This is a genomic window from Mesorhizobium shangrilense, assembly GCF_040537815.1.
GTDB lineage: Bacteria > Pseudomonadota > Alphaproteobacteria > Rhizobiales > Rhizobiaceae > Mesorhizobium > Mesorhizobium shangrilense.
On sequence record NZ_JBEWSZ010000001.1, the window covers coordinates 935,213 to 961,383 of the forward strand.

General features: G+C 62.2%; 28 protein-coding genes. 15 read left to right on the plus strand and 13 right to left on the minus strand.

The annotated features are described in order from the left end of the window. Positions 1–75 precede the first annotated feature (75 nt). The 5 genes from ABVQ20_RS04845 to ABVQ20_RS04865 all read right to left on the minus strand — a co-directional run bounded on the left by ABVQ20_RS04845 (position 76) and on the right by ABVQ20_RS04865 (position 3,740). Positions 76–1,167 carry a methylenetetrahydrofolate reductase gene (locus tag ABVQ20_RS04845; RefSeq protein ID WP_354458387.1) on the minus strand — a complete coding sequence of 364 codons (1,092 nt, stop codon included), beginning with the start codon at positions 1,165–1,167 and terminating at the stop codon, positions 76–78. Then, positions 1,164–1,760, minus strand: a complete 597-nt coding sequence (locus tag ABVQ20_RS04850; RefSeq protein ID WP_354458388.1) for a methylenetetrahydrofolate reductase C-terminal domain-containing protein — start codon at positions 1,758–1,760, stop codon at positions 1,164–1,166. The genes ABVQ20_RS04845 and ABVQ20_RS04850 overlap by 4 nt, the downstream gene beginning before the upstream one ends. Then, positions 1,753–2,055, minus strand: a complete 303-nt coding sequence (locus ABVQ20_RS04855) for a virulence factor (RefSeq protein WP_227346844.1) — start codon at positions 2,053–2,055, stop codon at positions 1,753–1,755. The genes ABVQ20_RS04850 and ABVQ20_RS04855 overlap by 8 nt, the downstream gene beginning before the upstream one ends. Before the next feature lie 227 nt (positions 2,056–2,282). After that, positions 2,283–3,065, minus strand: coding sequence for a formyl transferase (locus tag ABVQ20_RS04860; RefSeq protein WP_354458390.1), 783 nt, complete (start codon positions 3,063–3,065; stop codon positions 2,283–2,285). Between the two features lie 96 nt (positions 3,066–3,161). Next, positions 3,162–3,740, minus strand: coding sequence for a DUF4893 domain-containing protein (locus tag ABVQ20_RS04865; protein ID WP_354458391.1), 579 nt, complete (start codon positions 3,738–3,740; stop codon positions 3,162–3,164). Positions 3,741–3,887: 147 nt separating this feature from the next. Here ABVQ20_RS04865 and ABVQ20_RS04870 point away from each other — a divergent pair, with 147 nt between their 5' ends. Further along, a complete protein-coding gene (locus ABVQ20_RS04870; protein WP_354458392.1) occupies positions 3,888–4,805 on the plus strand; it encodes an NAD-dependent epimerase/dehydratase family protein in 918 nt (305 codons plus the stop codon). Positions 4,806–4,817: 12 nt separating this feature from the next. Here ABVQ20_RS04870 and ABVQ20_RS04875 read toward each other — a convergent pair whose 3' ends face one another. After that, entirely contained in the window at positions 4,818–5,447 is a 630-nt protein-coding gene (locus ABVQ20_RS04875; protein WP_354458393.1) for a DUF1638 domain-containing protein, read from the minus strand. A gap of 54 nt (positions 5,448–5,501) precedes the next feature. On the opposite strand from ABVQ20_RS04875, the gene ABVQ20_RS04880 reads away from it, so the two are divergent. Next, complete coding sequence (locus ABVQ20_RS04880; RefSeq protein WP_081296086.1) at positions 5,502–5,639, plus strand: entericidin A/B family lipoprotein; 138 nt, start codon at positions 5,502–5,504, stop codon at positions 5,637–5,639. A gap of 85 nt (positions 5,640–5,724) precedes the next feature. On the opposite strand, the gene ABVQ20_RS04885 is transcribed toward ABVQ20_RS04880, so the two are convergent. Then, positions 5,725–6,423, minus strand: coding sequence for a corrinoid protein (locus tag ABVQ20_RS04885; protein ID WP_023688118.1), 699 nt, complete (start codon positions 6,421–6,423; stop codon positions 5,725–5,727). 276 nt (positions 6,424–6,699) lie between these two features. Between ABVQ20_RS04885 and ABVQ20_RS04890 the strand changes: the two genes are divergently transcribed. The 6 genes from ABVQ20_RS04890 to ABVQ20_RS04915 all read left to right on the plus strand — a co-directional run bounded on the left by ABVQ20_RS04890 (position 6,700) and on the right by ABVQ20_RS04915 (position 13,310). Beyond that, complete coding sequence (locus tag ABVQ20_RS04890) at positions 6,700–8,274, plus strand: trimethylamine methyltransferase family protein (protein WP_354458394.1); 1,575 nt, start codon at positions 6,700–6,702, stop codon at positions 8,272–8,274. An 89-nt stretch (positions 8,275–8,363) separates the two neighbouring features. Continuing rightward, the gene (locus tag ABVQ20_RS04895; protein ID WP_354458396.1) at positions 8,364–9,053 is read left to right on the plus strand and encodes a 4Fe-4S dicluster domain-containing protein; all 690 of its coding nucleotides are present in this window, start codon (positions 8,364–8,366) and stop codon (positions 9,051–9,053) included. A 121-nt stretch (positions 9,054–9,174) separates the two neighbouring features. Next, positions 9,175–9,852 carry a FadR/GntR family transcriptional regulator gene (locus ABVQ20_RS04900; protein ID WP_354458398.1) on the plus strand — a complete coding sequence of 226 codons (678 nt, stop codon included), beginning with the start codon at positions 9,175–9,177 and terminating at the stop codon, positions 9,850–9,852. After that, positions 9,849–11,156 (plus strand): CynX/NimT family MFS transporter, encoded by a 1,308-nt coding sequence (locus tag ABVQ20_RS04905; protein ID WP_354458400.1) that lies wholly within the window; start codon positions 9,849–9,851, stop codon positions 11,154–11,156. Before ABVQ20_RS04900 ends, ABVQ20_RS04905 begins: the two co-directional genes overlap by 4 nt. Before the next feature lie 128 nt (positions 11,157–11,284). Then, complete coding sequence (locus ABVQ20_RS04910) at positions 11,285–12,022, plus strand: dienelactone hydrolase family protein (RefSeq protein WP_354458401.1); 738 nt, start codon at positions 11,285–11,287, stop codon at positions 12,020–12,022. Between the two features lie 109 nt (positions 12,023–12,131). Continuing rightward, entirely contained in the window at positions 12,132–13,310 is a 1,179-nt protein-coding gene (locus tag ABVQ20_RS04915) for a BaiN/RdsA family NAD(P)/FAD-dependent oxidoreductase (RefSeq protein WP_354458402.1), read from the plus strand. Between the two features lie 9 nt (positions 13,311–13,319). On the opposite strand, the gene ABVQ20_RS04920 is transcribed toward ABVQ20_RS04915, so the two are convergent. Then, the gene (locus tag ABVQ20_RS04920) at positions 13,320–13,871 is read right to left on the minus strand and encodes a chromate transporter (protein ID WP_354458403.1); all 552 of its coding nucleotides are present in this window, start codon (positions 13,869–13,871) and stop codon (positions 13,320–13,322) included. Beyond that, positions 13,864–14,427: a chromate transporter gene (locus tag ABVQ20_RS04925; RefSeq protein WP_354458405.1), complete on the minus strand. Its 564-nt coding sequence runs from the start codon at positions 14,425–14,427 to the stop codon at positions 13,864–13,866. The genes ABVQ20_RS04920 and ABVQ20_RS04925 overlap by 8 nt, the downstream gene beginning before the upstream one ends. Before the next feature lie 417 nt (positions 14,428–14,844). Between ABVQ20_RS04925 and ABVQ20_RS04930 the strand changes: the two genes are divergently transcribed. From ABVQ20_RS04930 to ABVQ20_RS04950, 5 genes are all read left to right on the plus strand, one after another. Further along, on the plus strand, positions 14,845–15,936 hold the full coding sequence (locus ABVQ20_RS04930; RefSeq protein ID WP_354458406.1) for a hypothetical protein: 1,092 nt from the start codon (positions 14,845–14,847) through the stop codon (positions 15,934–15,936). Positions 15,937–16,026: 90 nt separating this feature from the next. Then, positions 16,027–16,587 carry an RNA polymerase sigma factor gene (locus ABVQ20_RS04935; RefSeq protein ID WP_354458408.1) on the plus strand — a complete coding sequence of 187 codons (561 nt, stop codon included), beginning with the start codon at positions 16,027–16,029 and terminating at the stop codon, positions 16,585–16,587. A gap of 2 nt (positions 16,588–16,589) precedes the next feature. Further along, positions 16,590–18,749 (plus strand): YfbK domain-containing protein, encoded by a 2,160-nt coding sequence (locus ABVQ20_RS04940; RefSeq protein ID WP_354458409.1) that lies wholly within the window; start codon positions 16,590–16,592, stop codon positions 18,747–18,749. A gap of 159 nt (positions 18,750–18,908) precedes the next feature. After that, the gene (locus tag ABVQ20_RS04945) at positions 18,909–19,604 is read left to right on the plus strand and encodes a glutamine amidotransferase-related protein (RefSeq protein WP_354458410.1); all 696 of its coding nucleotides are present in this window, start codon (positions 18,909–18,911) and stop codon (positions 19,602–19,604) included. Positions 19,605–19,739: 135 nt separating this feature from the next. Next, complete coding sequence (locus ABVQ20_RS04950; protein ID WP_354458411.1) at positions 19,740–20,000, plus strand: hypothetical protein; 261 nt, start codon at positions 19,740–19,742, stop codon at positions 19,998–20,000. 17 nt (positions 20,001–20,017) lie between these two features. Here the strand turns inward: ABVQ20_RS04950 and bmt are convergent, their stop codons facing one another. The 3 genes from bmt to ABVQ20_RS04965 all read right to left on the minus strand — a co-directional run bounded on the left by bmt (position 20,018) and on the right by ABVQ20_RS04965 (position 22,687). Then, the gene (gene bmt / locus ABVQ20_RS04955; protein WP_354458413.1) at positions 20,018–21,040 is read right to left on the minus strand and encodes a betaine--homocysteine S-methyltransferase; all 1,023 of its coding nucleotides are present in this window, start codon (positions 21,038–21,040) and stop codon (positions 20,018–20,020) included. Positions 21,041–21,143: 103 nt separating this feature from the next. Next, positions 21,144–21,746, minus strand: a complete 603-nt coding sequence (locus tag ABVQ20_RS04960; RefSeq protein WP_354458414.1) for a DUF1989 domain-containing protein — start codon at positions 21,744–21,746, stop codon at positions 21,144–21,146. An 83-nt stretch (positions 21,747–21,829) separates the two neighbouring features. Further along, complete coding sequence (locus tag ABVQ20_RS04965; protein WP_354458416.1) at positions 21,830–22,687, minus strand: helix-turn-helix domain-containing protein; 858 nt, start codon at positions 22,685–22,687, stop codon at positions 21,830–21,832. 229 nt (positions 22,688–22,916) lie between these two features. On the opposite strand from ABVQ20_RS04965, the gene ABVQ20_RS04970 reads away from it, so the two are divergent. Beyond that, positions 22,917–23,927 (plus strand): fatty acid desaturase, encoded by a 1,011-nt coding sequence (locus tag ABVQ20_RS04970; protein ID WP_354458417.1) that lies wholly within the window; start codon positions 22,917–22,919, stop codon positions 23,925–23,927. A gap of 87 nt (positions 23,928–24,014) precedes the next feature. Then, on the plus strand, positions 24,015–24,842 hold the full coding sequence (locus ABVQ20_RS04975) for a phosphate/phosphite/phosphonate ABC transporter substrate-binding protein (RefSeq protein ID WP_354458418.1): 828 nt from the start codon (positions 24,015–24,017) through the stop codon (positions 24,840–24,842). Here ABVQ20_RS04975 and ABVQ20_RS04980 read toward each other — a convergent pair. Continuing rightward, on the minus strand, positions 24,807–26,162 hold the full coding sequence (locus ABVQ20_RS04980; RefSeq protein ID WP_354458419.1) for a M24 family metallopeptidase: 1,356 nt from the start codon (positions 26,160–26,162) through the stop codon (positions 24,807–24,809). The two genes, ABVQ20_RS04975 and ABVQ20_RS04980, sit on opposite strands and share 36 nt — an antisense overlap. Positions 26,163–26,171 lie beyond the last annotated feature (9 nt).

The following is a 26,171-nucleotide window of genomic DNA, read 5'->3' on the forward strand; positions in this document are numbered from 1 at the left end:
TCTCCGTCGGGATATAAAGATTTCTTTATATCGTTGTCTGTTCTCATTCAAGCGAATGGGTGGTCGTCCGCGCCGTCAATGCGCGGTCTTCACCATGTCCACCTGCGTTTCTGTAATCTCGTCGTGCAGTATGCGGTCGAGCCGGTCGGCAACCATCTGGTCGTCGCGGCGGATTTCGCGCTTCCACGGCTGGCGGCCCCTCAGCACGCCCGATTCATCGACGATCTCGGCGACGAATTCTTCCTGGCGGTAGGCCATCACATGGATGCCTGAAACGCCGGCGATTTCCTTCACCTCGTTGATGATGTCGATGCAGAGCTGCTTGCCTTCCTTCTTCTGGTCCTGGGCGCCTTCCAGCCGCTTGATGACAGCGTCGGGGATATGGATGCCCGGCACGTTGGAGCGGATCCATTTGGCCGTCTTGGCGGAGGCGAGTGGCCCGACGCCAACGAGGATGAACACCTTTTCGGTGTGGCCGAGGTCACGCGCCTTCTGCATGAAGGTTTTGAACATGGGCACGTCGAAACAGTACTGCGTCTGCACGAACTGGGCGCCGGCGGCGATCTTCTTGCCGAGATGGATCGGGCGAAAATCGAAGGGCGGCGCGAACGGGTTGACGGCCGCACCCAGGAACAGTTGCGGCGGCGTGGTGAGCTTGCGGCCGGACAGGAACTTGCCGTTGTCACGCATGATGCGGCAGGTTTCGAGCAGCGACATGGAATCGAGGTCGAACACCGGCTTGGCGCCGGGCTGGTCGCCGGCTTGCACGCCATCGCCGGTCAGGCACAGCATGTTGGCAACGCCCATCGCAGCCCCTCCCAGAACGTCGCCCTGGATGGCGATGCGGTTCTTGTCGCGGCAGGCGATCTGCATGATCGGCGCATAACCCATGCGAGTCAGAAGCGCACAGATGCCGACCGACGACATGTGGCAGTTGGCGCCGGAGGCATCGACCGCGTTGATGGCGTCGACCCAGCCGTCAAAGATTTTTGCACGGTTGTAGACATCTTCGGGATCAGCGCTGTCGGGCGGATTAAGCTCGGTGGTGACAGCGAATTCGCCGCGCCGCAGCACGCGCTCGAGCCGGCCGCGCGAGGTATGGCCGGGCAGGGGATCGAGCGGCAGATGGATGCCGGCCGGGTTCTCGTCGCGTTGGTGGCCGATCATGCCGATGCTCCGGTCTTGGGAGCCTGGGCCGCCTCGCGGGCGGCTGCAGACTGAGCGGTCACCCGCAGCCAGGCCGAGGTTTCGCGCAGCGACTGGTCGACCGGCTTCTGCACGGTCAGGATCTTGTCGCTGTTGACCATGTTCTGCGAACCTTCCCAGGCCTTGACCCAGACGCAGGGCATATCAGGCTCGACTTCGCAATTGCCGTTGGCGCGCACGCCGCCGCAAGGGCCGTTGCGCAACTGCTTGGGGCAGTTCATCGGGCACGACATGCCGGTCGAGGACAGGATGCACTGGCCGCACATGCGGCAGTCGAACATGAAGCCCTTGACGCGCTTCTCGACGAACTTCACCGGAGCTTCGACACGGCCATAGCCGATGCCTTTCCACAGGGGGTGGAGCAACAGGAACATGTCGGCGAATTTGGCATAGAACCATTCCAGCAGACGCGAATGCCTGATCGACCACAGCCGGATCGCGAAAGAGCGCTGCACGCGCCGCTGCGGCGACACGTCGGCCGGCTTGTAGTCGGATTTCGGCGCTGCCTTCTTGACCAGAGTGGCCTGGGTAACCGCCGGCTGAGTCTCAGACATTTTCTTTGCCGCCCGCCTTCACCAGAGCGACCAGCCGCTCACGGTCGTATTTCGTGTCGAGATCCTGAAAGGCCTTCTCGACCTCGGCTTCGAGATCATCGCCGACCGGGATGGGATCGGCCTTGCGCCACTCGGCCAGATAGTCGTCCGTGCCGCCCGCGCCGGTACGCATGGCGCACATGTCGATGGCCTCGGTGAAGCGCAGCGGCAGTTCGCGCTTGGCGTTCTGCCGGCCCTTCTTGACGATGACCTGGGCGGGAATGTCGCGCCAGTAGACGACGATCAGATCGGCCATGAATTCTTACTCCTCGTGGTTTCGAGCATTGCCGTATGCGCCGATGGCCCGCTTGTTATGGGACGACGCCCGCGCATTCAAAAGCGACGCATTTGGATGTCGCAAAATGAAAGCGCGGAATCTTCGGTCCTGACAGTGCGAACAGGCCCGTCAGCCGGCAGGTCGAGCTCGGCGAAAAGCTTGCAACGGAGGCGGAGTATCGACCGGTCGCCTGGGCAAATCCTGTGCTACCAGACGCCGCGTTTGATCCCGGTCCAGAGGTAGAACCAGACCGTCGGATGATACCATTGCTTTGAGGGCAGGCGGGGATCGATTGTGGTGAGACGGCCTGCCAGCGCGTCGGTGACGGCATCGATACAGATGTCGCGCGAAAACGCCGCCTGCCGCAGCGCATGGCTGGAAATTGTATCACCGGGTTGCGGCTTGCCGCGCGCCTGCCGCAGCACGCCACCTGTGTCGACGCCAGCATCGACCAGATGCACGGTTGAGCCGAAATTCTCAGCGTCTCCGCTCGCCAGCGCCCAATAGCCGCCATTCATGCCGCGATATTTCGGAGCGATGCCGGCATGGTAGTTGAGAACCGGGCAGGGCATTTTCGCCAGGATTTCCCTGGACAGCAGCCGGCAACCGGCGAGCAGCACGACGCCCGGGCCGATGCCGTCGATCGCCTGCAGGCATTCCGCGGAATTGGCCGAGGCAATTTGGATGATCGATTGCCCGGTTTGCGGCTCGGTCCGCAGCTTCTGTTCGGCGATCATGCGTGCCGCGTGCCCGGCAAGGAAGCGCTTGCCGAGCCGGGTCAGCACCATCGTTCCAAGCTGCCCGATCACTGACACCCAGCCCTGACGGCGGGCGCGCCTGACCAGCAATTGCTTTTTAGATTCAGGCGTTTCGAGGATGACGCTGACGGGCCCCAGCCGATCGGCTATGGCGTTGACGATGGCCCAGATATGCGGGCCGCCTTCGGTGACCACAACGATCGCGGCTCTCTTCTCAATCGCTGAAGCCATGGCGCGCTTTCTTGCCCGGCGCGCCACCTGTCCGCGCACTCCCGGCTCAATTCTCTGTCGACTCGGTTAAATGTTGATGACCAGAAGTGCGGCCCTTCAGCGCTTGAACTCGACGATGTCGAGCTTCGATTCGTAATAGGGCGCGGGGAATTCGATGCGCCATTCGCTGGCGCCGCTGCGGAAGGCGTAGCCGACCTGATCGCTTTGCGGGCCGCTGCCATAGGGCTTTGCCGGGTCGTTGTTGACATAGGCGGAGCCAAGATAGATCGCCCGCTTTTCGCCGTCGTCGAAGAAGCGGCCCTTGGTGCGCTGCGAGCCGCTGACCTTTTCCAGCCTCCAGCCCGAACCGTCGTCGGTGACCTTGCATTTGAACCAGCCGTAGATGACGAGCGGGGACAGTCCGCCGGCCTTGATGGTGCGGCACTTCCAGTTGCCGGTCAGGTCCTTGTCGGAGAAGGACATCAGCGGCTTCGCCAGCAAGGCGTCGAGTTGCTTGACGTCCACGGGATTGCCGGCCTTCGCCTCGGCAAGAGCCGCCTTGCGCGTCTCGTCATATTTGTCGAGCCGCGCCTTGTCGGCGGGCGTGATCAGCTTCTGGATTTCGCCATCGGCAAGTGCGGGGAGCGCCGCACAGATGCCGAGGCACAGGGATAGAAGCAACGGACGAACAAACATCGGGATATTTCTCCTGCGTGACTTGTTTTGGACTGTCAGCACGTGGCTGGAGCAGCGTGTTTGCCGGCCTGGCGCACAATTTACCGGTTCGCGGCGGCCCATCATCCGTGCTTAACAGCCCACGGGTCAAAAATCATGGTGTAGACGATGCGAATCTTGCTCACGGGATCGTCGGGCTGGTTGGGCAGCGCGCTCGAGCCGCGGCTGCGCGGCCTTGGTCACGAGGTGATCGGCATCGATCCTGTCCCATCGACCGCGACCCATATTGTCGGCTCGATCGCGGATCGTGAACTTGTCGTGCAGACCGTGCGCGACAAGCGGATCGAGGCGATCATCCACAGTGGCGCGCTGCACAAACCGAACATCGAACATTGTGAGAATACGGATTTCGTCGCGACGAACGTTCAGGGGACACTGAACCTGCTCGACGCCGCGGTGGCATGTGGTGTCGATCGTTTCGTCTTCACCTCGACAACGTCGCTGATGATATCCCAGGCTATTCGCGCCGGCTTTCAGGGCGGCGCGCGTAAAGCCGCCTGGCTAACCGAGGACATGTCGCCCGAGCCGCGCAATATCTATGGCGTCACCAAGCTTTCAGCCGAACATCTCTGCCGCCTGTATCATATCCAGCATCGCCTGCCGGTGGTGGTGCTGCGCACGGCCCGCTTCTTTCCCGAAGCCGATGACATGGCTGATACAATCGAACAGTCGGATGCCAACACCAAGGCGAACGAATTGCTGTTCCGAAGATTGACTGTGGAGGATGCGGCTGAGGCTCATGCCGCCGCATTGGAGAAGGCGCCGCAGCTCGGCTTCGACATTTTCATTGTCTGCGCGCCGACGCCGTTCCGGCCTGACGATTGCGCGGCGCTGATAGCCGACGCGCCATCCGTCGTCACACGCTATTTTCCTGAATTCCCCGCCCTGTATGCCCAAAGGGGCTGGACGATGTTTTCCTCGATTGATCGGGTCTACGACGCGTCGCGGGCGAGGAAGAGGCTGGGTTTCGTCTGCAAGACGAGCTTCGCCGATGTGCTTGCCGGACTTGCGGTGGAACAGCGCTGACTGATTCTGCGCTCAGGCGCGAGCCGCTGCTTGCGCCAGCCCCGGCGTCAGGTCGCCAAAGCCGGTCGCGCGGCGCTCGTAGGCGAGGCCGAGCATTTTCGCCGCGCTTTCGGCGACCTTGTCGAGCTCAGGATCGTTGGTCTGGGCCAGATAGATCAGCTTCTCGTAGTTGCCGAAATAGTCCTTGATCAGCTCGGGGTGCTTGTCGAGGCCGAGCGGCTTCATGAAGAAAGCGTCGAACTGGCGGCACAGGAAGTCTGTCATGTAGAACGACATCATGTCGTCGTCGGCGACCTTCGCGTATTCATCCATGCCTTGGTAGAAGGCAAAGCAATGCGGACCCGCCATGCGCTCGACGCCGTGCTTCTCGCAGATCCGGTCGAGCCGGCCGCCGGTGCCGCAATCGGCATAGCCGACGAAGATGTGCTCGTAACCCTCCGCCTTGGCCTTCTCGATCGCCTTGTCCATGGCGGGGGCGATGCGGTCGGGATAGAAATGAAACTCTGCCGGCAAACAGGTCAGTTCGAGGTGATTCAGCCCGAGCTGTTCCTTGACGGCCAATACCTCGCGCGCAATCATCCCGCAGGCGATGATGAGCAACCTGTCTGTTTGATTCGGTTTCGTTTTTTGCGTCTTGACCAAGTCGAGCCGGCTTTCATTGCGGGGCCAATTTACCTGTCGAGGGAGACACCGTCCATGAAACTGCTACGCATTGCGCCGATGGCCATCCTTGCCTGCGCGCTTGCACTCACGGCCTGCGCCAACACCATTCGGGGTGTCGGCAAGGATGTCAAATCAACGGCAAGGGCGGTCAAAGACACTGTCGCCAACTGATCGGCAGCCTCGTCCTTCATCTGGGAACAAAAAAGCCGCGCTGCAAGGCGCGGCTTTTCTTGTCGGTCCATCCTGATGCCTTGGTTCAGGCGGAAGCGCGCACGTTGTGCTTGCGCTTCATGAAGTCCTTGGCGGTTTCCACCGCCACCGCGGCATCGCGGCAATAGGCGTCGGCGCCAACGGCCTTGCCGAATTCCTCGTTCAGCGGCGCGCCGCCGACCAGAACGACATAGTCGTCGCGGATGCCCTTTTCCTTCATCGTGTCGATGACGACCTTCATGTAGGGCATGGTCGTGGTCAGCAGTGCCGACATGCCGATGATGTCGGGCTGATGCTGCTCGATCGCATCGAGATATTTTTCGACCGCATTGTTGATGCCGAGATCGATGACGTCGAAGCCGGCGCCTTCCATCATCATGCCGACGAGGTTCTTGCCGATGTCGTGGATGTCGCCCTTGACAGTGCCGATGACCATCTTGCCCTGCTTCGGCGCGCCGGTGGCGGCAAGCAGCGGACGCAGGATGAACATGCCGGCCTTCATCGCGTTGGCGGACAGCAGCACTTCGGGGACGAACAGGATGCCGTCGCGAAAATCCTCGCCGACGATGCGCATGCCTTCGACCAGCGCTTCGGTCAGTACCTTGTAAGGTACCCAGCCGCGCTCGAGGAGTATGTTGGTGCCTTCCTCGATCTCTTCCTTCAGCCCGTCATAGAGATCGTCGTGCATCTGCTGCACCAACTCGTCGTCGGAGAGTTCGGAAAGGATGATCTCGTCGTCGGCCATTTGTATCAAGCTCCTGCCGGCATCGCGACTGTGTCGCAAGGCACAAAATATTCGCGTTCATACCTAACCCGCTGGGGGCGTGTATCCATAGCTGATTTGCGACTTCCCGCAAAAGGAAAGCGACTGGAAAATCTATTGCTTTTCTTGTCGATTTTGCGACAGCCGTTGGCGCTGGCGGGCCGTTTCGAATAGGGTGCATGGCTACGATCCGGGGAGGAGCGGCGATCGGCGGCCGCGGCGGATTTCAGACAAGAACAGATTCAGGGAAGAACCACCATGAGCGATCACGCGGCAATCGACCAGGAAGCGTCAAACGCGCGGCGAGGGCGCGCTGCCAGCGGCGGTGCGGCTGCTCGCAGGGCCGCGCGCTCCGGCGGCGGTCCCGGCACACAGCTCACCTACATCAAGCGCAAGATCAACGTCTACGAGGTGCTGGACGAGGAAGGCCTGGCGCTGATCGAGAAGAACACGGACACGGTGCTCGAGGAGACCGGCATCATCTTCCGCGACGATGCGGAAGCGCTGCAGCTGTGGAAAGAGGCAGGCGCCGACGTCAAGGGCGAGCGCGTGCACTTCCCCAAGGGGCTCTGCCGCTCGCTGCTCAAGACGGCGCCGTCCGTCTACACCCAGCATGCCCGCAATTCCGAACGCTCGGTGCAGATCGGCGGCAACGCCACGGTGTTCGCGCCGGTCTATGGTCCTCCCTTCGTGCGCGACCTCGACGGCAACCGCCGTTACGCGACGATCGAGGATTTCCAGAATTTCGTGAAGCTCGCCTATATGGCGCCGTCGATCCATCATTCGGGTGGCACGGTGTGCGAGCCGGTCGACGTGCCGGTCAACAAGCGCCATCTCGACATGATCTACAGCCACATAAAATATTCGGACAAGCCGTTCATGGGTTCGGTGACCGCGCCGGAGCGCGCCGAGGACACGGTCGCCATGGCCAAGATCCTGTTCGGCGATGATTTCGTCGAAAACAACACGGTGCTGACCAGCCTGATCAACGCCAATTCGCCGATGGTGTTCGACGAGACCATGCTCGGCGCGCTGAAAGTCTATGCGCGCCACAACCAGGCCTGCATCGTCACGCCGTTCATCCTGGCCGGCGCGATGAGCCCGGTGACGGTCGCCGGCACGCTGACGCAGGTCCTGGCCGAAGTGCTGGCCGGCGCGTCGTTCACGCAGTTGATCCGGCCGGGCGCGCCGGTGCTGTTCGGCACCTTTGCCTCGTCGATCTCGATGCAGTCGGGCGCGCCGACCTTCGGCACGCCCGAGCCTTCGCTGGTCTCCTACGGCGCCGCCCAGCTTGCGCGCCGTCTCGGCCTGCCGTTCCGTACCGGTGGCTCGCTCTGCGCTTCGAAGGTCCCTGATGCACAGGCCGCTTATGAAAGCGCCAACACGCTGAACTCGACCATCCTCGCCGGCACCAATTTCGTGCTGCATTCGGCCGGTTGGCTGGAGGGTGGGCTGGCGTCCTGCTATGAGAAATTCATGATGGATATCGACCAGCTCGGCATGCAGCAGAAATTCTGCGAGGGCGTCGACCTGTCGGAAAATGGCCAGGCCATGGATGCCATCCGCCAGGTTGGTCCGGGCAGCCACTATCTTGGTTGCGACCACACCCAGGCCAATTTCCAGACGGCGTTCTACCGCTCCAACATCGCCGACAACAATTCCTACGAGCAGTGGCTGGCCGAAGGCGAGAAGACCGCACCGCAGCGCGCCAACGACCTCGCCCGCCGCTGGCTGGAAAGCTATGAGGCACCGCATCTCGATCCGAGCATCGACGAAGCCCTGAAAGAGTTCATCGCCAAGAAGAAGGGATCGATGCCCGACGCCTTCACTTGAAAGGAGCCCGAGTCAGGCGGGGCTAAAGTCGCCAACATCATCCACAAGGAAGTCTGGCGGAGTGCTTTCTCCGATCCGGTCAAGAAGGAATGACGTCCGGCAGCGTTGAAGCCATCGCCGCGGCGCTTTCCGCTGACGGGCTCATTGTTCGCGGCGGCTTCAATTTCACCGCAGGCGATGCGTCGCCAATCGGCCTGTCGGGCGCTTTGGCCAAATCCGCCCTGCTCGTGGGGCAGGCGGGGGCGGCGCCATGGCCGCATTTCCTGCGTTGGCGCGAAAAGCAGCCACAGGCAGTAGCCAATCCACTCGATACGTGGTCGCGGCAGGTTATCGGCGCCGTGGCCGATGCGTTTGGCGCGCGTGCGGTGTCTCCGTCCGACAAGCCATATCTGCCGTTCCAGCAATGGGCGATGCGGGCGGAGGGTCTGAAACCGTCGCCGTTGGGCATCCTCATGCATCCGCGCTATGGGCTCTGGCATGCCTATCGTGGCGCGTTGCTGTTCGAGGACGAGTTGCCGATCGAGGTGCCTCAGGCAGCGATTCATCTTTGCGACGCATGTGTTGGAAAACCCTGCATGAAAGCCTGTCCGGTCGATGCCTATTCGGCGGAAGGATTCGCCTATCAGTCGTGCCTGGCGCATGTGCGTGGGGCCACTGGCGAACCGTGCCGCAGCGGTGGCTGCCTCGATCGCAACGCCTGTCCGTACGGCACTGCCTACCGCTATCCGGCCGAGGTGCAGGCCTTTCACATGGCAAGCTTTGCGCCGATGGTCGGCTGATCGAATCTCCTTGTCCCCGATAGTTTTGCGGGGTCGAGTCTGCCGCGTTCCTGACCGGCAGCTTGACTGCAAGCAGAAGCGGGCTTATTCAAAGTCATCAGATGACTTGATGAGTTTGTCGATGCAGCCAGCCCTCAGAACCAATCTCACCGACAGCGCCGCCGACAGCCTGCGTGCCGAAATCATCGGTGGGCGCTGGGGCGTGGGCGAGCGTATTCCCAATGAGGCAGGACTTGCCGAGCTTTTGTCGGTCAGTCGCGGCACGGTGCGTGAAGCGGTACGGGTGCTGGTCTCGCAAGGGTTTCTGGACACGCGCCAGGGCTCGGGCACTTACGTGCGCTCCACCGTCGATTCGTCGGCCGCGCTCGACCGCGTCAAACGCACCGGGCTGCGCGATCAATGGGAGGCGCGGGCAGCGCTGGATCTGGAGGCTGCTCGGCTGGCCGCCTTGCGCCACACGTCTGCCGACCTCGACCTTATGAGGCAGTTGCTTGCCGTGCGCGGCTCAATAGCGGACGACGGAAGCGAAGCCTTCATCCGTCGCGACCTCGCCTTCCACAAGTCGGTTGTCGCGGCCTCCGGCAACAAGGCGATGATGGAACTCTACGACTTCTTCACTGCCGCGATCACCGAAACCATCCATGCCACCCTCGATGGCGATTTGCCCGAACCCGATCAGTTGGCGCATGCCGCGATCGTCGACGCCATCGCCTCGCGCGATCCCGATCGTGCGGTTGGCGCCGTGCGCGCTTTCATGGCGCCGGTGCTTGCCCAACTCGAAAGACTGCTTTCCCCATGAACCAGCCGTTTCACCAGCCCGTCCCAAAGGCGTCATCCAAGGCCACCACAGGTCTGGAACTCATCGATGCGGAGGCCGACAGCCTGCCTGCGCCGCGGCCACCTGAACTGCGCAGCCGCGCCGCGCGCATCGTGCTTGGTGCCAGCCTTGTGTTGATCGCCTTCAATTTGCGGTCGCTGTTCTCCAGTCTGTCGGTGCTGCTGCCCGAGGTGATGCAGGCAACCGGGCTTTCGGCGACGGGCGCCAGCCTGCTGACGACGCTGCCGGTTTTGTGCCTGGGTCTGTTTGCGCCGTTTGCGCCCGGGCTTGCCCAGCGTTTTGGCGCCGAACGCACCTTGCTTGGGGCACTCGTGCTGCTGGCACTGGGGACAGGATTGCGGTTGTTCGAATCGGTTCCGCTGCTGTTTGTGGCCACTTTCCTTGCCGGCGCCGCCATCGCCATCGGCAATGTGCTGCTGCCGGGCCTGGTGAAGCGCGATTTCGCCGACAAGGTCGCCTTGATGACCGGGCTGTACACGATGGCCCTGTGCGCCGGTTCTGCCGCCGCCGCCGGCCTCACGCTGCCGATCGAGCATCTTGTCACGGGTTCATGGTCGGGGGCGCTGGCGGCCTGGGCGGTTCCGGTACTGGTCGTATTGCTGATCTGGATACCGCAGGCGCTGGGCAGCCGACAGCAGGTGAGCCATCGCGGCTTCCGCGTCGTCGGCCTCTGGCGCGATCGCCTGGCCTGGCAGGTGACGCTGTTCATGGGGCTGCAGTCAGCACTTGCCTATTGCATCTTCGGCTGGCTGGCGCCGATCCTGCGCGAGCGCGGCTTCGATGGCGCCACCGCCGGCGCCATCGTTTCGGTCTCGGTGATGACGCAGGTCGTCACTTGCCTTGCGGTGCCAGCCTTCGCGGTGCGCCTCAAGGATCAGCGCGTCATCAACGTGGCGCTCGTCATCGTGGCGGTGATCGCGCTGCTCGGCATTCTGTTCGCACCGACCTCGACCGTGCTTTTCTGGGCCGTCCTGCAAGGCATCGGGCAAGGCGGTCTGATCGCGGCCGCGATGACCTTGATCGTGCTGCGTTCGCCGGATTCGCATGTCGCGGCGCATCTCTCGGGCATGGCGCAGGGCGTGGGCTATGTGCTGGCGGCATTCGGCCCGCTGCTGGTCGGGCTGATCCGTGGCTGGACCGGCAGCTTTTCGGGGACAGCCTTCCTGTTTGTCGCGCTCGGAGTTGGCGTGGCCATCATGGGATTTGGCGCCGGCCGTGCATTGCATGTCGGCGCGCGGACCGTGCGCACTGATGGCCAGGGCTGAGGCGACCTTCTTGGGTCCCTGGTCGTCGAACAAACGCCGCACGAAATGTTGACCATGGCGTTCCGGTAACGCCTTGCCCAACCTGCCGACGCGGATATGTATCGCACGACAAATTAACGGAGCGGACTATGGCCAAGCAGGACATTCAGATCAAAACCAAGGATGGCGTGGCAAAGGCGGGGCTATTCCGCCCGGCTGCCGCCTCCTCGGCCAAGGCCGGTGTCATTCTCTACATGGACGCCTTTGGCCCGCGACCCGCGCTCGATGCCATGGCGGAACGGCTGGCCGGCGACGGCTACGCGGTGCTGGTTCCCGATCTTTTCTATCGATTTGGCGCCTACGGCCCGTTCGACGCCAAGACGGCATTCACCGAGGAAAAGAGCAAGGCGGCGCTCATGGCCATGGTAGGCGGCACGACGCAGGAGATGACCATCAGCGACAGCGGCGCTTTCCTCGATGCGCTGGCCGCTGAAGGTGTTACCGGACCGATCGGCACCGTCGGCTACTGCATGGGCGGCGCACGGGCTCTCAACGCCGCCGCTGTATATCCCGACAGGATAAAGGCAGCCGCCAGCTTCCATGGCGGCAATCTCGCCAGCGATGCCGCCGACAGCCCACATCACAAGGCTGCTGCCATCAAGGCGCGCGTCTATATCGGCATGGCGGGTGTCGACAGGAGCTTCCCGCCGGAACAGTCGACGCGGCTGGCCGAGGCATTGCGCGTTGCGGAGATCGACCACGCCATCGAGAACTATGTCGGCATGGCGCATGGCTGGTGCGTGTCCGATCACGGTGTCTATGACGCTGCTGGCGCCGAGCGCCACTGGGAACGGCTGACGACGCTTTTCGCCGAGACGCTCGCCTGAGCCTTCGTCAGGCTATTCTTGCCTGTTGGCTGTCTGGTCCGTTCGCGGTATCAGGCAGCCAAGTGGCGCGGCCCCAAGGTGAGCGGGTCGAGCGGGAACGAATAGCCTGATGCAATCCTATGATGTCGTGATCATCGGCGCCGGCGCCGCTGGAATGATGTGCGCCGTGGAGGCCGCCAAGCGCGCCCGCTCGGTGCTGATCCTCGATCACGCGGCGATGCCCGGCGAAAAAATCCGCATCTCCGGCGGCGGCCGCTGCAACTTCACCAACACCCATGCGAGCCCGAAGAACTTTCTTTCAGGGAATCCGCATTTCTGCATCTCGGCGCTCAGCCGTTACACGCAGCGCGATTTCATCGCGCTCGTCGAACGTCACCGCATCGCCTATCACGAGAAGACGCTGGGGCAGCTGTTCTGCGATGGCTCGGCGCGCCAGATCATCGACATGCTGGTCGGCGAAATGCAGGGCAGGGGCGTGCAACTGGCACTGTCGACCAGCGTCGAGGACATCAGCAGGAGCGCGGACGGGTTCGTCGTGACGCTGTCGACCGGCACGGTCTCCTGCCAATCCGTGGTCGTGGCTTGCGGCGGCAAGTCCATTCCCAAGATGGGGGCGACAGGTTTCGGCTATGAGATTGCCGACCGGTTTGGCGTTGCCGTTGTCGAAACGCGCCCTGCGCTGGTGCCGCTGACATTCGACGCAAGGACGCTGGAACGGCTTGCGCCGCTGGCCGGCAATGCCGTCGACGCCGAAGTTTCCTGCGGCAAGACGCGGTTTTCGGAAGCGATGCTGTTCACGCATCGCGGCGTCAGCGGGCCCGCCATCCTGCAGATATCGTCCTACTGGCGCGAGGGCGACGAGATCCGCATCGCCATGCTGCCGGGAACGGATGTGGCCGAGCTGCTTCGCGACGCCAGGCGTCTCAACGGACGGCAAGCAGTTCAGACGGTGCTGGCAAACCACCTGCCGAAGCGTCTTGCGCAGGCTGTGGCCGAGCGCACCGGAATCAATGGCAATCTCGCTGATATGACCGACGCTCAGATGAAAACCGTCGATGCCGCCGTCAATGACTGGCGCATCAAGCCTGCCGGATCGGAGGGCTACCGCACCGCCGAGGTGACGCTTGGCGGGGTCGATACGAACGCGCTCGACCAGAAGACGATGCAGGCGAAATCCGTGCCCGGCCTGTTCTTCATCGGCGAGGTCGTTGATGTCACCGGCTGGCTCGGCGGCTATAATTTCCAGTGGGCATGGTCATCTGGCTGGGTGGCCGGGCAGGCCGTCTAGGACGATTGCCTAGACAAGGCTCATTGCATGAAGCCCGACGAAAATAGCCACGCCTGCGCCGATCAAAAGAAGCGGATTCACCTTGGTGAAAAGAAGTGTTGCTGTCGATGCAAATGCCACGGCGCGTGCGAACCAGCCGCCGTCGATGGCCTGCAGCAGCACGTAGGTCGCCGCAAGGATCATGCCGGCAGCGACTGGCCGGAGCCCTGTCTCTAGCGCTCGCTTCCAGCGCGCGCCGCCATTGCGGGACCACATGTGGGCAACCGCGTAGATCAGAAAGGTCGTCGGGCCAAAAATTGCCAGGGTTGAAACGATGGCGCCCCAGAAGCCCGCGACTTGCCATCCAATCAACGTGACCAACAGGGATCCCGGCCCTGGGGCCATGCGCGAGATGGCGAAGGCGTCGACAAATTGTGACTGGCTCATCCATTGATGGACGTCGACAACCTGCCGGTTGATATCGGCAATGGCGCTCTGTCCGCCACCAATGGTGACGAGGGAGAGCGGAGCAAATACCGCCAGCAAGCCCAGCAGCAACGAGGTGTGCGGGGTTTCACTCATCGACTCGCCCCTTAACATAGGCATAGGCCACGCTCACGAACCCAGCGACGAGAACGACCCAGAAAAGCGGCCAGTGCAGGATTGCGACGGCAACGAATGTGCCGGCCATGATTATCATGGGAATGGCGTTTCGAGGCACCGCTCGCGCGGCCGTGATGCCCATCGACAGCGAAAGGCCAACAGCGGCCGCTGCGGCTCCGGTCAATGCCACATGCGTCAGCGGATACCCCGACAACGAGGAGAATACCGCTTCCAGCAGAACAATGACGATGGCGGGCGGGACGATGATGCCGACAAAGCCAATAATGGCGCCACGCCAGCCAAGAAGCCGGTAGCCGATCCAGACAGCCATGTTCTTGACGTTCACACCAGGGAGCGCCTGGGAAATGGAAAGCCCGTTGAGGAATTCTTCCTGCGTCATCCATTTGCGGTTTTGAACAAACTCCCGCAACAGCCAGCCGCTCAATCCGCCGCCGAAACTCGTCAGGGCGATGCGTGTGAAAACCCAGAACAGCTGTGAGCAGCTAGGGGCGGATGGTGTTTCCGGTGTCGACATGTTCAACGTTCTGGCCGCGGCCATCTCTTTGTTGGAGCGTGATCCCTGGACAAATGAAAACCGTTTGTCCGAGAAAACCGGTTCCCACCTTTCGGGATCATGCCCTAGCAAGAGAACCAGAGACCCGACTCGAGCCGGAATTGCCAGGGCCATGCTTGCCGGCAACAGGTCCTCTTTTTGGCGCCTGCCGTGAAGGCCCCTCGTTTTTCGACACCCAACTCGACAGGCGTGGCCGTTCGACTGGGTGGCGGGACAGTCAACTTAATGCGTCCGCCATGCCGCGGCGGACAACATTCCCTTCCAGCAAGACGCCGACCCGCGCTGTATCCGGAACGACGCCTTGCTGTGCGGCCAGGCGACACAATCTCGAAACACACCTCCTGAATATCGGCGACGTCGATGCAATCAGGAGGCGAGATGCGGTTTTTCACCACTGGCAGGGCTTTGGCCCTTGCACTGTTGACGGGTTGCCCGGCGATGCCAGCCATTGCCGAGCAAAAGCAATGTTCCTGCCAGGATTTGCAGAGCATTCAAGAGGAACTGAAGAATGCGGAATATGAAGCTCAATTCTTCTCGGATATGGCAAAAAAGCTGAAGGCGGTGGAGGATCCGCTGATCGAGGCGCACAAGAACCCGATCGATCCCGATTCGGACGTCAATATCGGCCATCGCTCGTCCTTGAAACGCACCGAAATCATGATCAAATTCAAGCTGCCTTACAGCCCGGCGCATGGCTACACCGGCCCGGCGACCGTCGACATGCGGTTTGGCAGCTGTGAGCAGAAGCCCGAGGAACTGGAGAAATTGCGGGCCGGCTCGCCATGCAAGGACATAGCGGACATCACGCTTGCCCATGAAGCGGCGCATCGCGAGCGCTGTTCGAGAGAAACGGCATCCGTTTATTGGGACAGGCTGCCAAGCCTTATCGCCGCCGAGGAGGCGGAACGCTACGCAGAGCAGGCCAAGGCCATGCGGGCAGTGCTGAAGCGCGTCGTCGATGAGGGCACCATGACTGTCGAGGCGAAGATGGAACCTCGCTTTACCGGTCCGCAATTCGATGTCACCTATTCCTATGTCACGCCGTCGGTGAAGATGGAGGGCAAGAGCTCGCCGGGATCCGACAGCTGGACGTTGAACGGAAAAGGCAAGCGGTCCGGCAAGATCAAGAACATGAAAGTCGGCGGCATGACCTGCAAATCGAGCGGCCAGCTGAACGACGATATCGACATGGTTCTGGACACGGATGGTTTCCCCATGAGCCTCCGAAACAGGTCCACGGGTAAGCCTGGCGATGTCAAGGTTCGATGCATGGGTGGGCACGGCATGTCGATGCGCCCGAAGGGTGAGGTCGGCAGCGGCGAAGTCTTTGCCGAGGAACGCCTGGCCAACGATTCGGATGTGTCGCAGGACGTCAGAACCATGCCCTTCGCCAAAATTGTCGCTCAGGGCGGCATGTCTCTCAGTGGCAAGAACACGGTCACGGTGCGTCTTGTCTGTCCAGGCCAATGAGGCCCCATTGGCCGCTATCGCGGATCAGTTCGAACTTTTTCTTTCCATCGCCCCAAGGAATCGCCACTAGCCTTCGTCAAAGAGACAATGATGGCGATGATGCTGGATGAAAGCGCAGCCTCCGACGCCGAACTGATCGGGCGGGCGAAGGGCGGAGACAGGGGGGCCTTCGGCATATTGCTGGAGCGTCACTACGACTTCGTCTATCGCGCCGCCTACCGCTGGTGCGGAAGGAAGGCCGACGCGGAAGACGTTGCCCAGGACGTCTGCGTCCGGCTTGGCCGTGCGATCCGCGACTATCATGGCGGCGGCGCGTTCACGACATGGCTCTACGCCATGACGCTGAATGCCGTGCGCGACAGAATGCGCAAGACCGCCCGTGAGGCGGTCAAGACCGAGGCCTATGGCGTTCATGCGCTGATCTCGGGCGAAGCTTCGATCGAGGTGGAAGATCCGGCCGAGGCGCTTTGGGCGGCGGTGCGGATGCTGCCGGACAAGCAGCGCGATGCGGTGCTGCTTGTCTACGGCGAAGGGCTCAGTCACGCGGCGGCGGCCGAGGTGATGACAATCTCGGAGGCGACGGTTTCCTGGCACATCCATGAAGCGAAGAAACGGTTGAAGACGCTCATGCGCTCAACCGGGGAAGTGTGACCATGGTCGACGACAACGAACTCGGAAAACTGCGTGATATCGCGGCGCCCGCGCCGGGCGAGAGCGCGAAGGCACGCGCCTTCGAGGCTGCCTTGCGCGCCTACGACCTAAATGAAAAAACTTCCACCGCGCCCCAAGGATCGATCTCGGGACTTCGTCTCACAGAGCGAGCACAAAAGCTCTGGAGCGAAATCATGCAAAAGAAATTGATTGCCACGCCGGCCATTGCCGGGCTCGTCGCCTTGCCTATCGCCGGATACGCCACTTTTCACCTGCTGCGGGAACAGCCACCAATATTGGGCGGGAGCGAGAAGATCACGGAAACACTTGCCGACAAGCCGGCTACGTTGAGGCCGCTGGCCAAGCAGGCGCCTGAGGCCCCGGCGATCAATGAGCCGCTTGCGGCCAACGCCCCGACGAAGGACAAGAAGGTGGACATGGAAAGCCGCGATGCAGCCGAGGCGCCGGCCGTGCCGCCGAAGTCCGAAGCGCCCGTTGCTGTTGGTGCAGCGCAGGAATCGGCGGCGAGCGTTCCCAACCAGGATGCCGCCAACGCTGGAAGGACAACGTTGAATGTTGCACCTCCTGCGCCAGCCCCAGCGGATGAATTCGCGCTGGATGGCGCCAGGAGCATGCCCGGAATGTCGCCAGTCGCCCGCATGTCCGCCGAGTCGAAGCTGATGATGCGGCAGCCCGCGCCAGCTCTGGTCGATCAAGTGCCGCCCCAAGCGGAAAACCGCAATCGCGTCGAGGATTTCAAGACCAATCCGGTGCATGCGGCACTCGAGGATCCGGTCTCGACCTTCTCGATCGACGTCGACACCGCCTCCTATTCCTTCGTGCGGCGTTCGCTGAAGGAAGGGTCCGTACCGCAGGCCGATACGGTCCGCGTCGAGGAGATGATCAATTATTTCCCCTATGACTGGAAGGGACCGGAGTCCGCGTTGACGCCGTTCAACTCGACCGTCAGCGTCATGCCGACGCCGTGGAACGAACACACCAAGCTGATGCATGTCGCCATCAAGGGATTCGACATCAAGCCGGCCGAGCAGCCCAAGGCCAATCTGGTCTTCCTGATCGACGTTTCGGGCTCGATGGATGAGCCGGACAAGCTGCCGCTGCTGCGGTCGGCCTTCCGCCTGCTGGTCAACAGGCTGCAGCCCGATGACACGGTTTCCATCGTCACTTATGCCGGAGAGGCCGGTACGGTGCTGATGCCGACCAAGGTTGCCGAGAAGGACAAGATCCTGGCGGCGATCGGCAGCCTGCAGCCGGGCGGATCGACGGCCGGCGAAGCCGGCATCAGGCAAGCCTACAAGCTTGCCCAGCAATCCTTCATCAAGGATGGCGTCAATCGCGTGATGCTGGCTACCGATGGCGATTTCAATGTCGGCCAGTCGGACGATGACGATCTGAGGCGCCTGATCGAAAAGGAGCGCCAGACCGGCGTGTTCCTGTCGGTGTTCGGCTTCGGCCACGACAATCTGAACGACCAGATGATGCAGACCATCGCCCAGAACGGCAATGGCACCGCCGCCTATATCGACACGCTGGCCGAGGCCGAGAAGGTGCTGGTCGAGGATGCGTCCTCGACGCTGTTTCCCATCGCCAAGGATGTGAAGATCCAGGTCGAGTTCAACCCGCAAAAGGTCTCGGAATACCGGCTGATCGGCTACGAGACGCGCGCGTTGAAGCGCGAGGATTTCAACAACGATCGTGTCGATGCCGGCGATATCGGCTCCGGTCATTCGGTCACCGCCATCTACGAGATCACGCCCAAGGGCAGCGGCGGCGAGCAGGTCGATCCGCTACGCTATGGCCAGGCGTCGGTGGACAATGGCGGCGTGGCCAATGCCGACGAATATGCCTTCGTCAAGATCCGCTACAAGCTGCCCAATGAAGACGTCTCGAAGCTGATCACCACGCCGGTGACATCAGCCAATGAGGTATCGTCCTTCGACCAGGCCAGCACCGACCAGCGTTTCTCGGTCGCGGTCGCGGCCTTTGGCCAGAAACTGCGCGACGAGGATGCGACCGCGAAGTTCGGCTACGACAAGATCATGCAGATCGCCAATGCCGCCCGGGGCGCCGACCCGTTCGGGTACAGGTCCGAGTTCCTGTCGCTTGTACGGCTGGCCTCGGCGCTGGGCGACAACAAGTAACGGTGATGACGGGCGGCTTCTTTCAGGCGGGATCGTTCTGACAGGGGAAGCCGACCAGCGGGCGGATGAGGCAGGCCGGCGAGGGATCTTTTCCTTGCCGGCCTTTTTTCGTTGCGCCGCGATCTTGCGCCAACCATTCTGCCGGGAAAGGGCAGAGCCATGAAGAAACGTATTGTTCTGCTGCGCCACAGCGACGAGCCTGCTGACGACCGCGTGTTCACCTATCTCCGGCAAAACGGCTACGAGCCGGTCTTGCGTCGAGCCTATGCCGGAGAGGCGCTGGATGCGGATGACGGTGTCGCGGGCGGCGTCGTCTATGGCGGCATGTACAACGTCTACGATACGTTGCGGCATCCATTCTTGCTGGATGAGTACCGATTTATCGACTTCTGCATGAATTCGGATATCCCGTTGCTCGGTATCTGCCAGGGCGCCCAGCAGATCGCCTGGCATCGCGGTGCGCATGTCGGTCCGCCGGCGAGCGGCATGCATGAATTTGGCTATTATCCACTCTATCCGACCGTGGGAGCGGCAGATTTCCTGTCCGTGCCGATCCATGTGACGCAGTCACACTGGCATGGCTTCGAATTGCCGGAAGGCGCCCAGCACCTTGCCTCGAGCGACCTGTTTCCCAACCAGGCTTTCCGTATCGGCGACAAGGTCTACGGCCTGCAGTTCCACGCGGAAGCCACGCCGATCGGTTTCAGGCGCGTGCAGACCCGCCCTGGCGCGAACTATGACAAGCCGGGCGCACAGACGCGCGAGGAGCAGGACCGTCTCATGAGTCTGCATGATGCCGGGCAAGCCGCCTGGTTCAACGGATTCCTGCGGAAACTGTTTCCGCCTTTGATTTAGCCGCCTCCGACAAAGGTGGTAGCGTAGGTTTAGACCTATGTGCGGGGATCGTTAAATTGCGAGAGATTTGCGGTACCGGATCGCAACTCCCACTTGTTACACCGGCCATGTCTACGGGGCTTGAGGGAGCCGGAATTGCGGATCAGTACTATCGCCAACTCGACACCGTCGGCGCGGGACGCTTCGAGGGTTCCATCAGCCGAATCCAGGCGCATCAGCGACGACGTCCAGCAGGCGCGGCACACCGCCATGTCGGCGCTGACCAACGACCGCTTCCGCATCATGCTGGAGCAGATAAGCGATCCGGTTTCATCAGGCGCGCTGATGACGATGCGCGGCGACAACGTCGTCGATTTCAGGTCGGCGCAGTCAAGCTACGCCGACAACAACGGTTGACCGGAAAAGATATCGCTTCAGGCGCGGCTGCGACGACGCTCGCGACGGGCTTCGCTGGTCTCGGCCGTGTTTTCCGTCGCCACCTTGTTGCGCATCGGGCCGATGCGCTCGACGATCGCGGCAACCGTCGGGCGCTGAGACTTCTTGTGCGCGTCAAGCGCCTTGCGCATGGCGGCAAGGTGCTGGAACGAGGTGCCGCAGCAGCCACCGACGATTTTCGCGCCGGCATCGACCGCGAGCCGCACATAATCAGCCATCAGTTCCGGCGTGCCGGAATAGTGGATCTCGGTGCCGCGGAATTCGGGAATGCCGCAATTGCCCTTGACGATCACGGTTGCCTGCGGCTTCGCCTCGGTCATGTCGAGCAGCGATGCCAGGATGTCGGAGGCACCGACGCCGCAATTGGCGCCGACGCCGAGCGGGGCCTCTGACAGGCCATCAACGACGCCGTGGATATCCTTGGGCAGCAACCCCATCATGGTGCGGCCGGCGGTGTCGAAGGAACCGGTATAGGTGTAGGGCAGGCCGACGCGGATGGCGGCTTCGGCCGCAGCACGAATTTCGTCCGGCGCCGACATGGTCTCGATCCAGGCGACTTCGGCGCCACCTTCCTTGAGACCCTCGATCTGCTCCGCAAAGGCGTCGACCGCCTCGTCATAGGTCATGGCGCCGAGCGGCACCAGAAGTTCACCCGTCGGGCCGACCGAGCCGGCGACGATCACCTTGCGGCCGGCCTTGTCGGCGACAGCCCGCGCGATCTCGGCGGCGCGCTTGTTCAGCGCATGCACGCGGTCCTGCGCATGGTGCAGTTTCAGCCGGTGGCGGGTGCCACCGAAGGAGTTGGTCAGGATGATGTCGGCGCCGGCATCGACGAAATTCTGGTGCAGGCTGGAGATCGTGTCGGGCGCCGTCTCGTTCAGCAGTTCGGGCGCCTCGCCGGCTTCCAGCCCCATGGCGAACAGGTTGGTGCCGGTGGCGCCATCGGCCAGCAGCACGCCCTTTTCAGCCAGCAGCGCGTCAATGGGGTTGGTCGTCGTCATCGAATTGGCTTTCATGTTTCGGAGTTAGATAAGGATATAAAGAAGTCTTTATGTGCAGTCAATGAAATTGCGGCCTTTCAAGTATGGGTGCGACCGCCGTTCCTCACGATCCGGCGGTGATCTCGACCTCGATCTCGGTGCAGACTCCACCATTGGTCGGGTAGTAATCGACCGAGCAGGCGGTAACCACCAACAGCAGGTCCTGTTCGGCGCGCAACGTCACGGAGCCGCCGGGCGGATTGATCGACGCCTCGACCACCAGCCTGCCGTCCGGCTGCGGCAGGGAGTTCTGGAAGAGATCGACCGGATCGGGAGCGAAGGGCAGCGATATGCCCTCGGCGGCCAGCGCCTGCATCAGATTGTCCCGGCAGTTCGGGTGGTTGGGAAAGCCGGCCCGCTCGTAGAGCGCGCTGTCGCAAGCGGGGTAAAGCATGTCATGCGGGCCCGGTGAGGCATCCTCGACCAGTGTCAGCATCGGCTTGGCGGCGGCGCTGTAGAAATGGTCGCCGGTGCCAGGAAACAGCCGCTCGGTGATGTCGCGGGTCTGCGAGGTGCTGAGCCAGTCCAGCGTCGGTTCGGTGGTGAAGGCCCAGAGATCCGAAACCTGCTGTCCCTTGGGGTCGACGATGCGAACGAGGTCTCCGCGCGAGACGCGGAAGGAGCGGCCCGATTGTGGAGGAACGACGATGCGGCGCGGGTCTGGCATGGGCTGTCCTTGGAAATGAAATTGGCTGGACCTCGACCCATGTCGATGGCCAAGGGCGGTTGAATGAGCACGACCGCCGTCGATCAGACAGAGCCTGATGGGAACGACATGCCAGCCAGATTGCGCGCGAAGGCGGCGGCCTCGTGCGGGTTGACATCGGCGACGCGGATCAGATTGTCGAAATGGCGGGTCAGGGCCTGGATCGGCTGGGTGGCGTTCAGCACCACATACATGTCGCCGACATAGATGGCTGCCCGATAAGGGCCGAAGATGGTGAGCGGGATCGAATATCGCATGCGGCCGTCATAGAGAAACAGTCGGAAGGTCGGGTAGAGGTCGTCGAGCAGTGTCGCCATATGGGCGAGTTGCTGCTTGCGGTCGGCCTCGGGAAAACGATCCCAGACGCCGAGGCCACGGGCAAAGATCTCCAGCGTATGGCGCGGCATGCAGACTTCCATGTCGGTTTCCGGGCGCCGGTTGTATTCGATGCGGTATTGGGTCTCGATGGCCTGCGCCTGGCGGCTCCTGTTGGTGATGTTGGCTTCGTAGTCGACGAGCGCGTGCGTTCGCAGAAGGTCGGGAATGCCGGCCGGGACATAGCGGATCTTGGTGCCCGCGGCTTCAGCGAACCATTTGGCCAGCAACGTGCGGTCGAAGCCGTCCGGCGCTTCCTCGATCTCCAGGCTCTCGCGGATTTCACCGGTCAGGCCTTCGTCCTGGCTGAGACCAAGCAGCCAGTCCAGCGACACCTTGAACTCGGCGGCGATATTGAGCAGCGTTTCGGCGCGCGGCAAGCGTGTCGAGGCGCCGGAGAGCAGTTGCGACAGTGCCGACCGATCGATGCCGACAGCAGTGGCGAATGCCGACTGGTTGAGGTCGGAGCGTGTCAGGAGCAGCTTCAGACGCTCCCGGAAGATTGCTGACAGATCCCGTTTGTCCATCGCTGTTCTCCGCGAATCCTGAGGAAAAACTTGCGCCAGAGCCAGTCGACAGGGCGGCTTAGGCGTAAATGAATCTCTAAGGCTGTTTACAATGTGTAACATGTGCGGTCAAAAATGCGCAATCGCAACATTTTGTACACTTTGTCTCGTTGAGTGGAATCACTTCTCCTGACACAATGCTGTCAGGAACCAATTGGGGTTCCGGCGACTGAGGACAGTGGTCGATAGCATGGCAGGCAAGAGTATCAGACGAAGCAGCACACCAGCCATCGAGTGGCCGACCGTATTCCTCGCTTTCTTCTGTTACGGAACATGGCTCGCCACCGGCTTCCTGCTCTGGCCGTCCTATCCCATCCTGGCTCTCGCCATCCTCGGCTTCATCCTGGCGTTGCAGTCATCGATCATGCACGAAGTGCTGCATGGCCATCCGACACGCAATGCGGTGATCAATGAGACTTTCGTGTTCCTGCCGACCGGTCTGGTCTGGCCGTTCCGCCGCTTCAAGACGCTGCACTTGCGCCACCATGCCGACGAGCGGCTGACCGATCCGCTGGATGATCCCGAAAGCTATTATCAGGCGCTGTGGCAGCATGAAGACCTGCCGCCGACGATGAAGTTCCTGCTGAAGATCAACAACACGATGGCAGGCCGTTTCTTCCTTGGTCCCTGGCTATCGTGCATCGGCTTCTTCATCGACGAAGCCAAGCATGCGATGGCCGGCGACAAGGTTATTCGCAAAGCCTGGCTGCTGCATGCGATCGGCCTTGCGGTCGTTGTCCCGATCGTGCAGTTCGGCTTCGGCATCCCGCTGTGGCTCTACATTCTGGTGCCGGTGTGGCTCGGTCAGTCGCTGATTGCGATCCGCACTTTCGCCGAGCATCAGTGGTCGGAACATCCGGAAGGCCGCACGGTGATCATCGAGCGCTCGCCGCTGTCCTTCCTGTTCCTCAACAACAATCTGCATTTCGTCCACCACAAGAGCCCGACCGTGGCTTGGTACAATCTGCCGAAGCTGTTCCGCGACCGTCGTGAGGAGTGGTTGCGGATGAACAATGGCTATGCCTATCCGAACTATTTCGCGCTGATCAAATCCTATGCCTTCAGGGCAAAAGAGCCGCTCGTCCACCCGGTGCTGCGGCGTGCGCCGGAGCCGGGCAGGGCATTCAAGCCGCGCATCAGGGCGCGCAACGTCAATGGGCTGGGTACCGCGCCGGTTCCCGCTGAGCCGCCCAAGGAATAAGCTTTTGCGGCAGGCAGGCCCGGCCTGCTAGGCTGGCCTTGGTCGGTGACTCCCTTCAACTCTTCCATGTAACGGTCTGGGATTGGCATGAGCGAATTGGTTGCGGCGTTGCCGATGTATGACTGGCCTGAGGTGCACGATGAAGTCGACGCCCAATGGGTGCGGCTGCGCGACGCCTTTAGGCAACGGGGCATCAATGCGCCGGAAACCATTGTGCGGCGCAATGGCGACCTGCCACCGGTGCCCGGTGGTATCCACGATACCAATGGCAAGCTGATCGCGCCCGATCCGGCGACGTTGCCGCCCGACGAACTCGATTATCACAAGCTTTGGCTGCACCCGGCGCTGTTGTTTGCGCAGACCTGCTGGGGGCCGATGGAACTCGGCTTGTCCAAACACGTCCAGGTCGTGGGTCAACCAAGCTATGACGCCTACGAGGGCGGGCAAGGCGAACTCTATTCCAGCGCGCTGGTGATGCGCACAGGCGAGGGTCCGGAGGCTCGATCGCCCGCCGACGGCAAGGCCTTCCTCCCGCTTGATCTGATCCGTGGCAAGCGCTTCACCTTCAACAGCCTCGATTCGATGTCGGGCACCATTGGGCTGACGCGCGACCTTGAAGCGCAAGGCGAAAGCCTGGACATCTTTGCGTCACGCAGCCAGAGCGGAGGCCATCGCGGCTCGATCGTCGCTGTCGCCGAGGGCAAGGCGGATATAGCCGCGATCGACTGCGAAAGCTGGGCGCTTGCGCAGCGTTTCGAACCGGCGGCGCGCAAGGTAGCGATCGTCGGCTGGACGGCACGGCGCAAGGGCCTGCCATTCATCACCGCCAGGACGACGCCTGAAAAGACGGTCCTCGCGATGCGCGAAGCACTCGCCGGATTAGCCGAGCAGCCGCGCATCCAACGGGTAGGTTGAAAGCTGCTCGTTGCCGGCTTCGGTGATGAGGATCTGCTCCTCGATCTTGACGCCTTCGCGCCCGCCAAGCCGTCCGATATAGCTTTCCACGCATAGCACCATGCCGGGTTCGATTACCCCGTCCGGCGTGTCTGATGTCCAGTCGCTGGCATGTGGCAGGGTCGGGTACTCGTCGGCCAGCCCAACGCCGTGATAGAGCACGCCGTAGCGCGTCGGGAAACAGTCTCCCGGCGGCACCGCGGAGCGTTCGACAAGGTCGCGAAACGAGATGCCCGGCTGCATCAATTCAGTGTTGTTGATGATCTGGTCGGCCGCGATCCGGAACAGGTCGCGCTGTTCGTTGGTCGGCTTTGTATCGCCGCACAGCCATGTGCGCGACAGGTCGGCGCAGAATCCGTAGGGGCCGATCAGGTCGGTGTCGAAGGCGACGAGGTCGCCGGCTTCGATGACGCGCGACGAACATTCCTGGAACCACGGATTGGTGCGTGGTCCCGACGCCAGCAGCCGCGTCTCGATCCATTCGCCGCCGCGCGCAATGTTGCCGCGATGCAGTTCGGCCCACAATTCGTTCTCGGAGATGCCAGGCTTCAACGCCTGTTCCATCTCGCCCATCGCCGCCTCGCAGGCGACGATGGACCGGCGCATGGCAAGGATCTCGTCTGGTGACTTGATCAGTCGGGCGCTTTCCATCACCGCTTCGCCATTGCCGATGGAAACACCCAGGCGCGCCAGTTCCTCGACGCCTTCCGGATTGATGTGGTCGACGGCGATGCGGTTGTTGCCGCCGCCATGTTCCCTGACCAGGTCGGCGATGCCGGCGGCCCAGCGACGGACTTTCTGGTCGGTCAGTTCGCCGCCATAGAGGTACATCCACGATATGGCCGGACGCACCTCGTCGACGACGCCGGAATGATCGGACAGGTGCTCGCAGGAAAAATAGTCGAACAGCACCACCGGGCCTTCGGTGGCGACGAAACAATGCCGCGTCGGGTTGTGCGCCACCCACAGCTGCATGTTGGTGCTGTCGGTCGCGTAGCGGATGTTGACGGGATCGTAGAGCAGGGCGCCGGCATAGCCGCGGCGCTTCAACTCGGCGCGGATGCGGTCGAGCCGATATTTGCGCATCGCCGGCAGATCGGGGGCGGCAATGCCTGCCGCCGCCCATTCGGTTTCAGCCTGGGCGCCATAGCCCAGCACATGCTGGTTGATTGAAGCCGCCTTCTCACGGGAGGCTTCGCGCAGCGCCTCGGTCGAGCCTGGCTCGAACGGCATGATCTTGCGGTGGCGGCCGAAGCTGCCCTTGGGCGCCGCGCTGTCCATCGTCGAACC

Bases quoted from the DNA above. Each gene is read 5' to 3' on its own strand.
- ABVQ20_RS04965 (WP_354458416.1), bottom strand. From the start codon at position 22,687: ATGGACAAACGGGATCTGTCAGCAATCTTCCGGGAGCGTCTGAAGCTG.
- ABVQ20_RS04960 (WP_354458414.1), bottom strand. From the start codon at position 21,746: ATGCCAGACCCGCGCCGCATCGTCGTTCCTCCACAATCGGGCCGCTCC.
- ABVQ20_RS04885 (WP_023688118.1), bottom strand. From the start codon at position 6,423: ATGGCCGACGACGAGATCATCCTTTCCGAACTCTCCGACGACGAGTTG.
- bmt (WP_354458413.1), bottom strand. From the start codon at position 21,040: ATGACGACGACCAACCCCATTGACGCGCTGCTGGCTGAAAAGGGCGTG.
- ABVQ20_RS04980 (WP_354458419.1), bottom strand. From the start codon at position 26,162: ATGGACAGCGCGGCGCCCAAGGGCAGCTTCGGCCGCCACCGCAAGATC.
- ABVQ20_RS04975 (WP_354458418.1), top strand. From the start codon at position 24,015: ATGAGCGAATTGGTTGCGGCGTTGCCGATGTATGACTGGCCTGAGGTG.
- ABVQ20_RS04860 (WP_354458390.1), bottom strand. From the start codon at position 3,065: ATGGCTTCAGCGATTGAGAAGAGAGCCGCGATCGTTGTGGTCACCGAA.
- ABVQ20_RS04880 (WP_081296086.1), top strand. From the start codon at position 5,502: ATGAAACTGCTACGCATTGCGCCGATGGCCATCCTTGCCTGCGCGCTT.
- ABVQ20_RS04845 (WP_354458387.1), bottom strand. From the start codon at position 1,167: ATGATCGGCCACCAACGCGACGAGAACCCGGCCGGCATCCATCTGCCG.
- ABVQ20_RS04855 (WP_227346844.1), bottom strand. From the start codon at position 2,055: ATGGCCGATCTGATCGTCGTCTACTGGCGCGACATTCCCGCCCAGGTC.
- ABVQ20_RS04900 (WP_354458398.1), top strand. From the start codon at position 9,175: ATGCAGCCAGCCCTCAGAACCAATCTCACCGACAGCGCCGCCGACAGC.
- ABVQ20_RS04940 (WP_354458409.1), top strand. From the start codon at position 16,590: ATGGTCGACGACAACGAACTCGGAAAACTGCGTGATATCGCGGCGCCC.
- ABVQ20_RS04865 (WP_354458391.1), bottom strand. From the start codon at position 3,740: ATGTTTGTTCGTCCGTTGCTTCTATCCCTGTGCCTCGGCATCTGTGCG.
- ABVQ20_RS04890 (WP_354458394.1), top strand. From the start codon at position 6,700: ATGAGCGATCACGCGGCAATCGACCAGGAAGCGTCAAACGCGCGGCGA.
- ABVQ20_RS04850 (WP_354458388.1), bottom strand. From the start codon at position 1,760: ATGTCTGAGACTCAGCCGGCGGTTACCCAGGCCACTCTGGTCAAGAAG.
- ABVQ20_RS04905 (WP_354458400.1), top strand. From the start codon at position 9,849: ATGAACCAGCCGTTTCACCAGCCCGTCCCAAAGGCGTCATCCAAGGCC.
- ABVQ20_RS04925 (WP_354458405.1), bottom strand. From the start codon at position 14,427: ATGTCGACACCGGAAACACCATCCGCCCCTAGCTGCTCACAGCTGTTC.
- ABVQ20_RS04945 (WP_354458410.1), top strand. From the start codon at position 18,909: ATGAAGAAACGTATTGTTCTGCTGCGCCACAGCGACGAGCCTGCTGAC.
- ABVQ20_RS04920 (WP_354458403.1), bottom strand. From the start codon at position 13,871: ATGAGTGAAACCCCGCACACCTCGTTGCTGCTGGGCTTGCTGGCGGTA.
- ABVQ20_RS04910 (WP_354458401.1), top strand. From the start codon at position 11,285: ATGGCCAAGCAGGACATTCAGATCAAAACCAAGGATGGCGTGGCAAAG.
- ABVQ20_RS04870 (WP_354458392.1), top strand. From the start codon at position 3,888: ATGCGAATCTTGCTCACGGGATCGTCGGGCTGGTTGGGCAGCGCGCTC.
- ABVQ20_RS04895 (WP_354458396.1), top strand. From the start codon at position 8,364: ATGACGTCCGGCAGCGTTGAAGCCATCGCCGCGGCGCTTTCCGCTGAC.
- ABVQ20_RS04930 (WP_354458406.1), top strand. From the start codon at position 14,845: ATGCGGTTTTTCACCACTGGCAGGGCTTTGGCCCTTGCACTGTTGACG.
- ABVQ20_RS04970 (WP_354458417.1), top strand. From the start codon at position 22,917: ATGGCAGGCAAGAGTATCAGACGAAGCAGCACACCAGCCATCGAGTGG.
- ABVQ20_RS04935 (WP_354458408.1), top strand. From the start codon at position 16,027: ATGGCGATGATGCTGGATGAAAGCGCAGCCTCCGACGCCGAACTGATC.
- ABVQ20_RS04915 (WP_354458402.1), top strand. From the start codon at position 12,132: ATGCAATCCTATGATGTCGTGATCATCGGCGCCGGCGCCGCTGGAATG.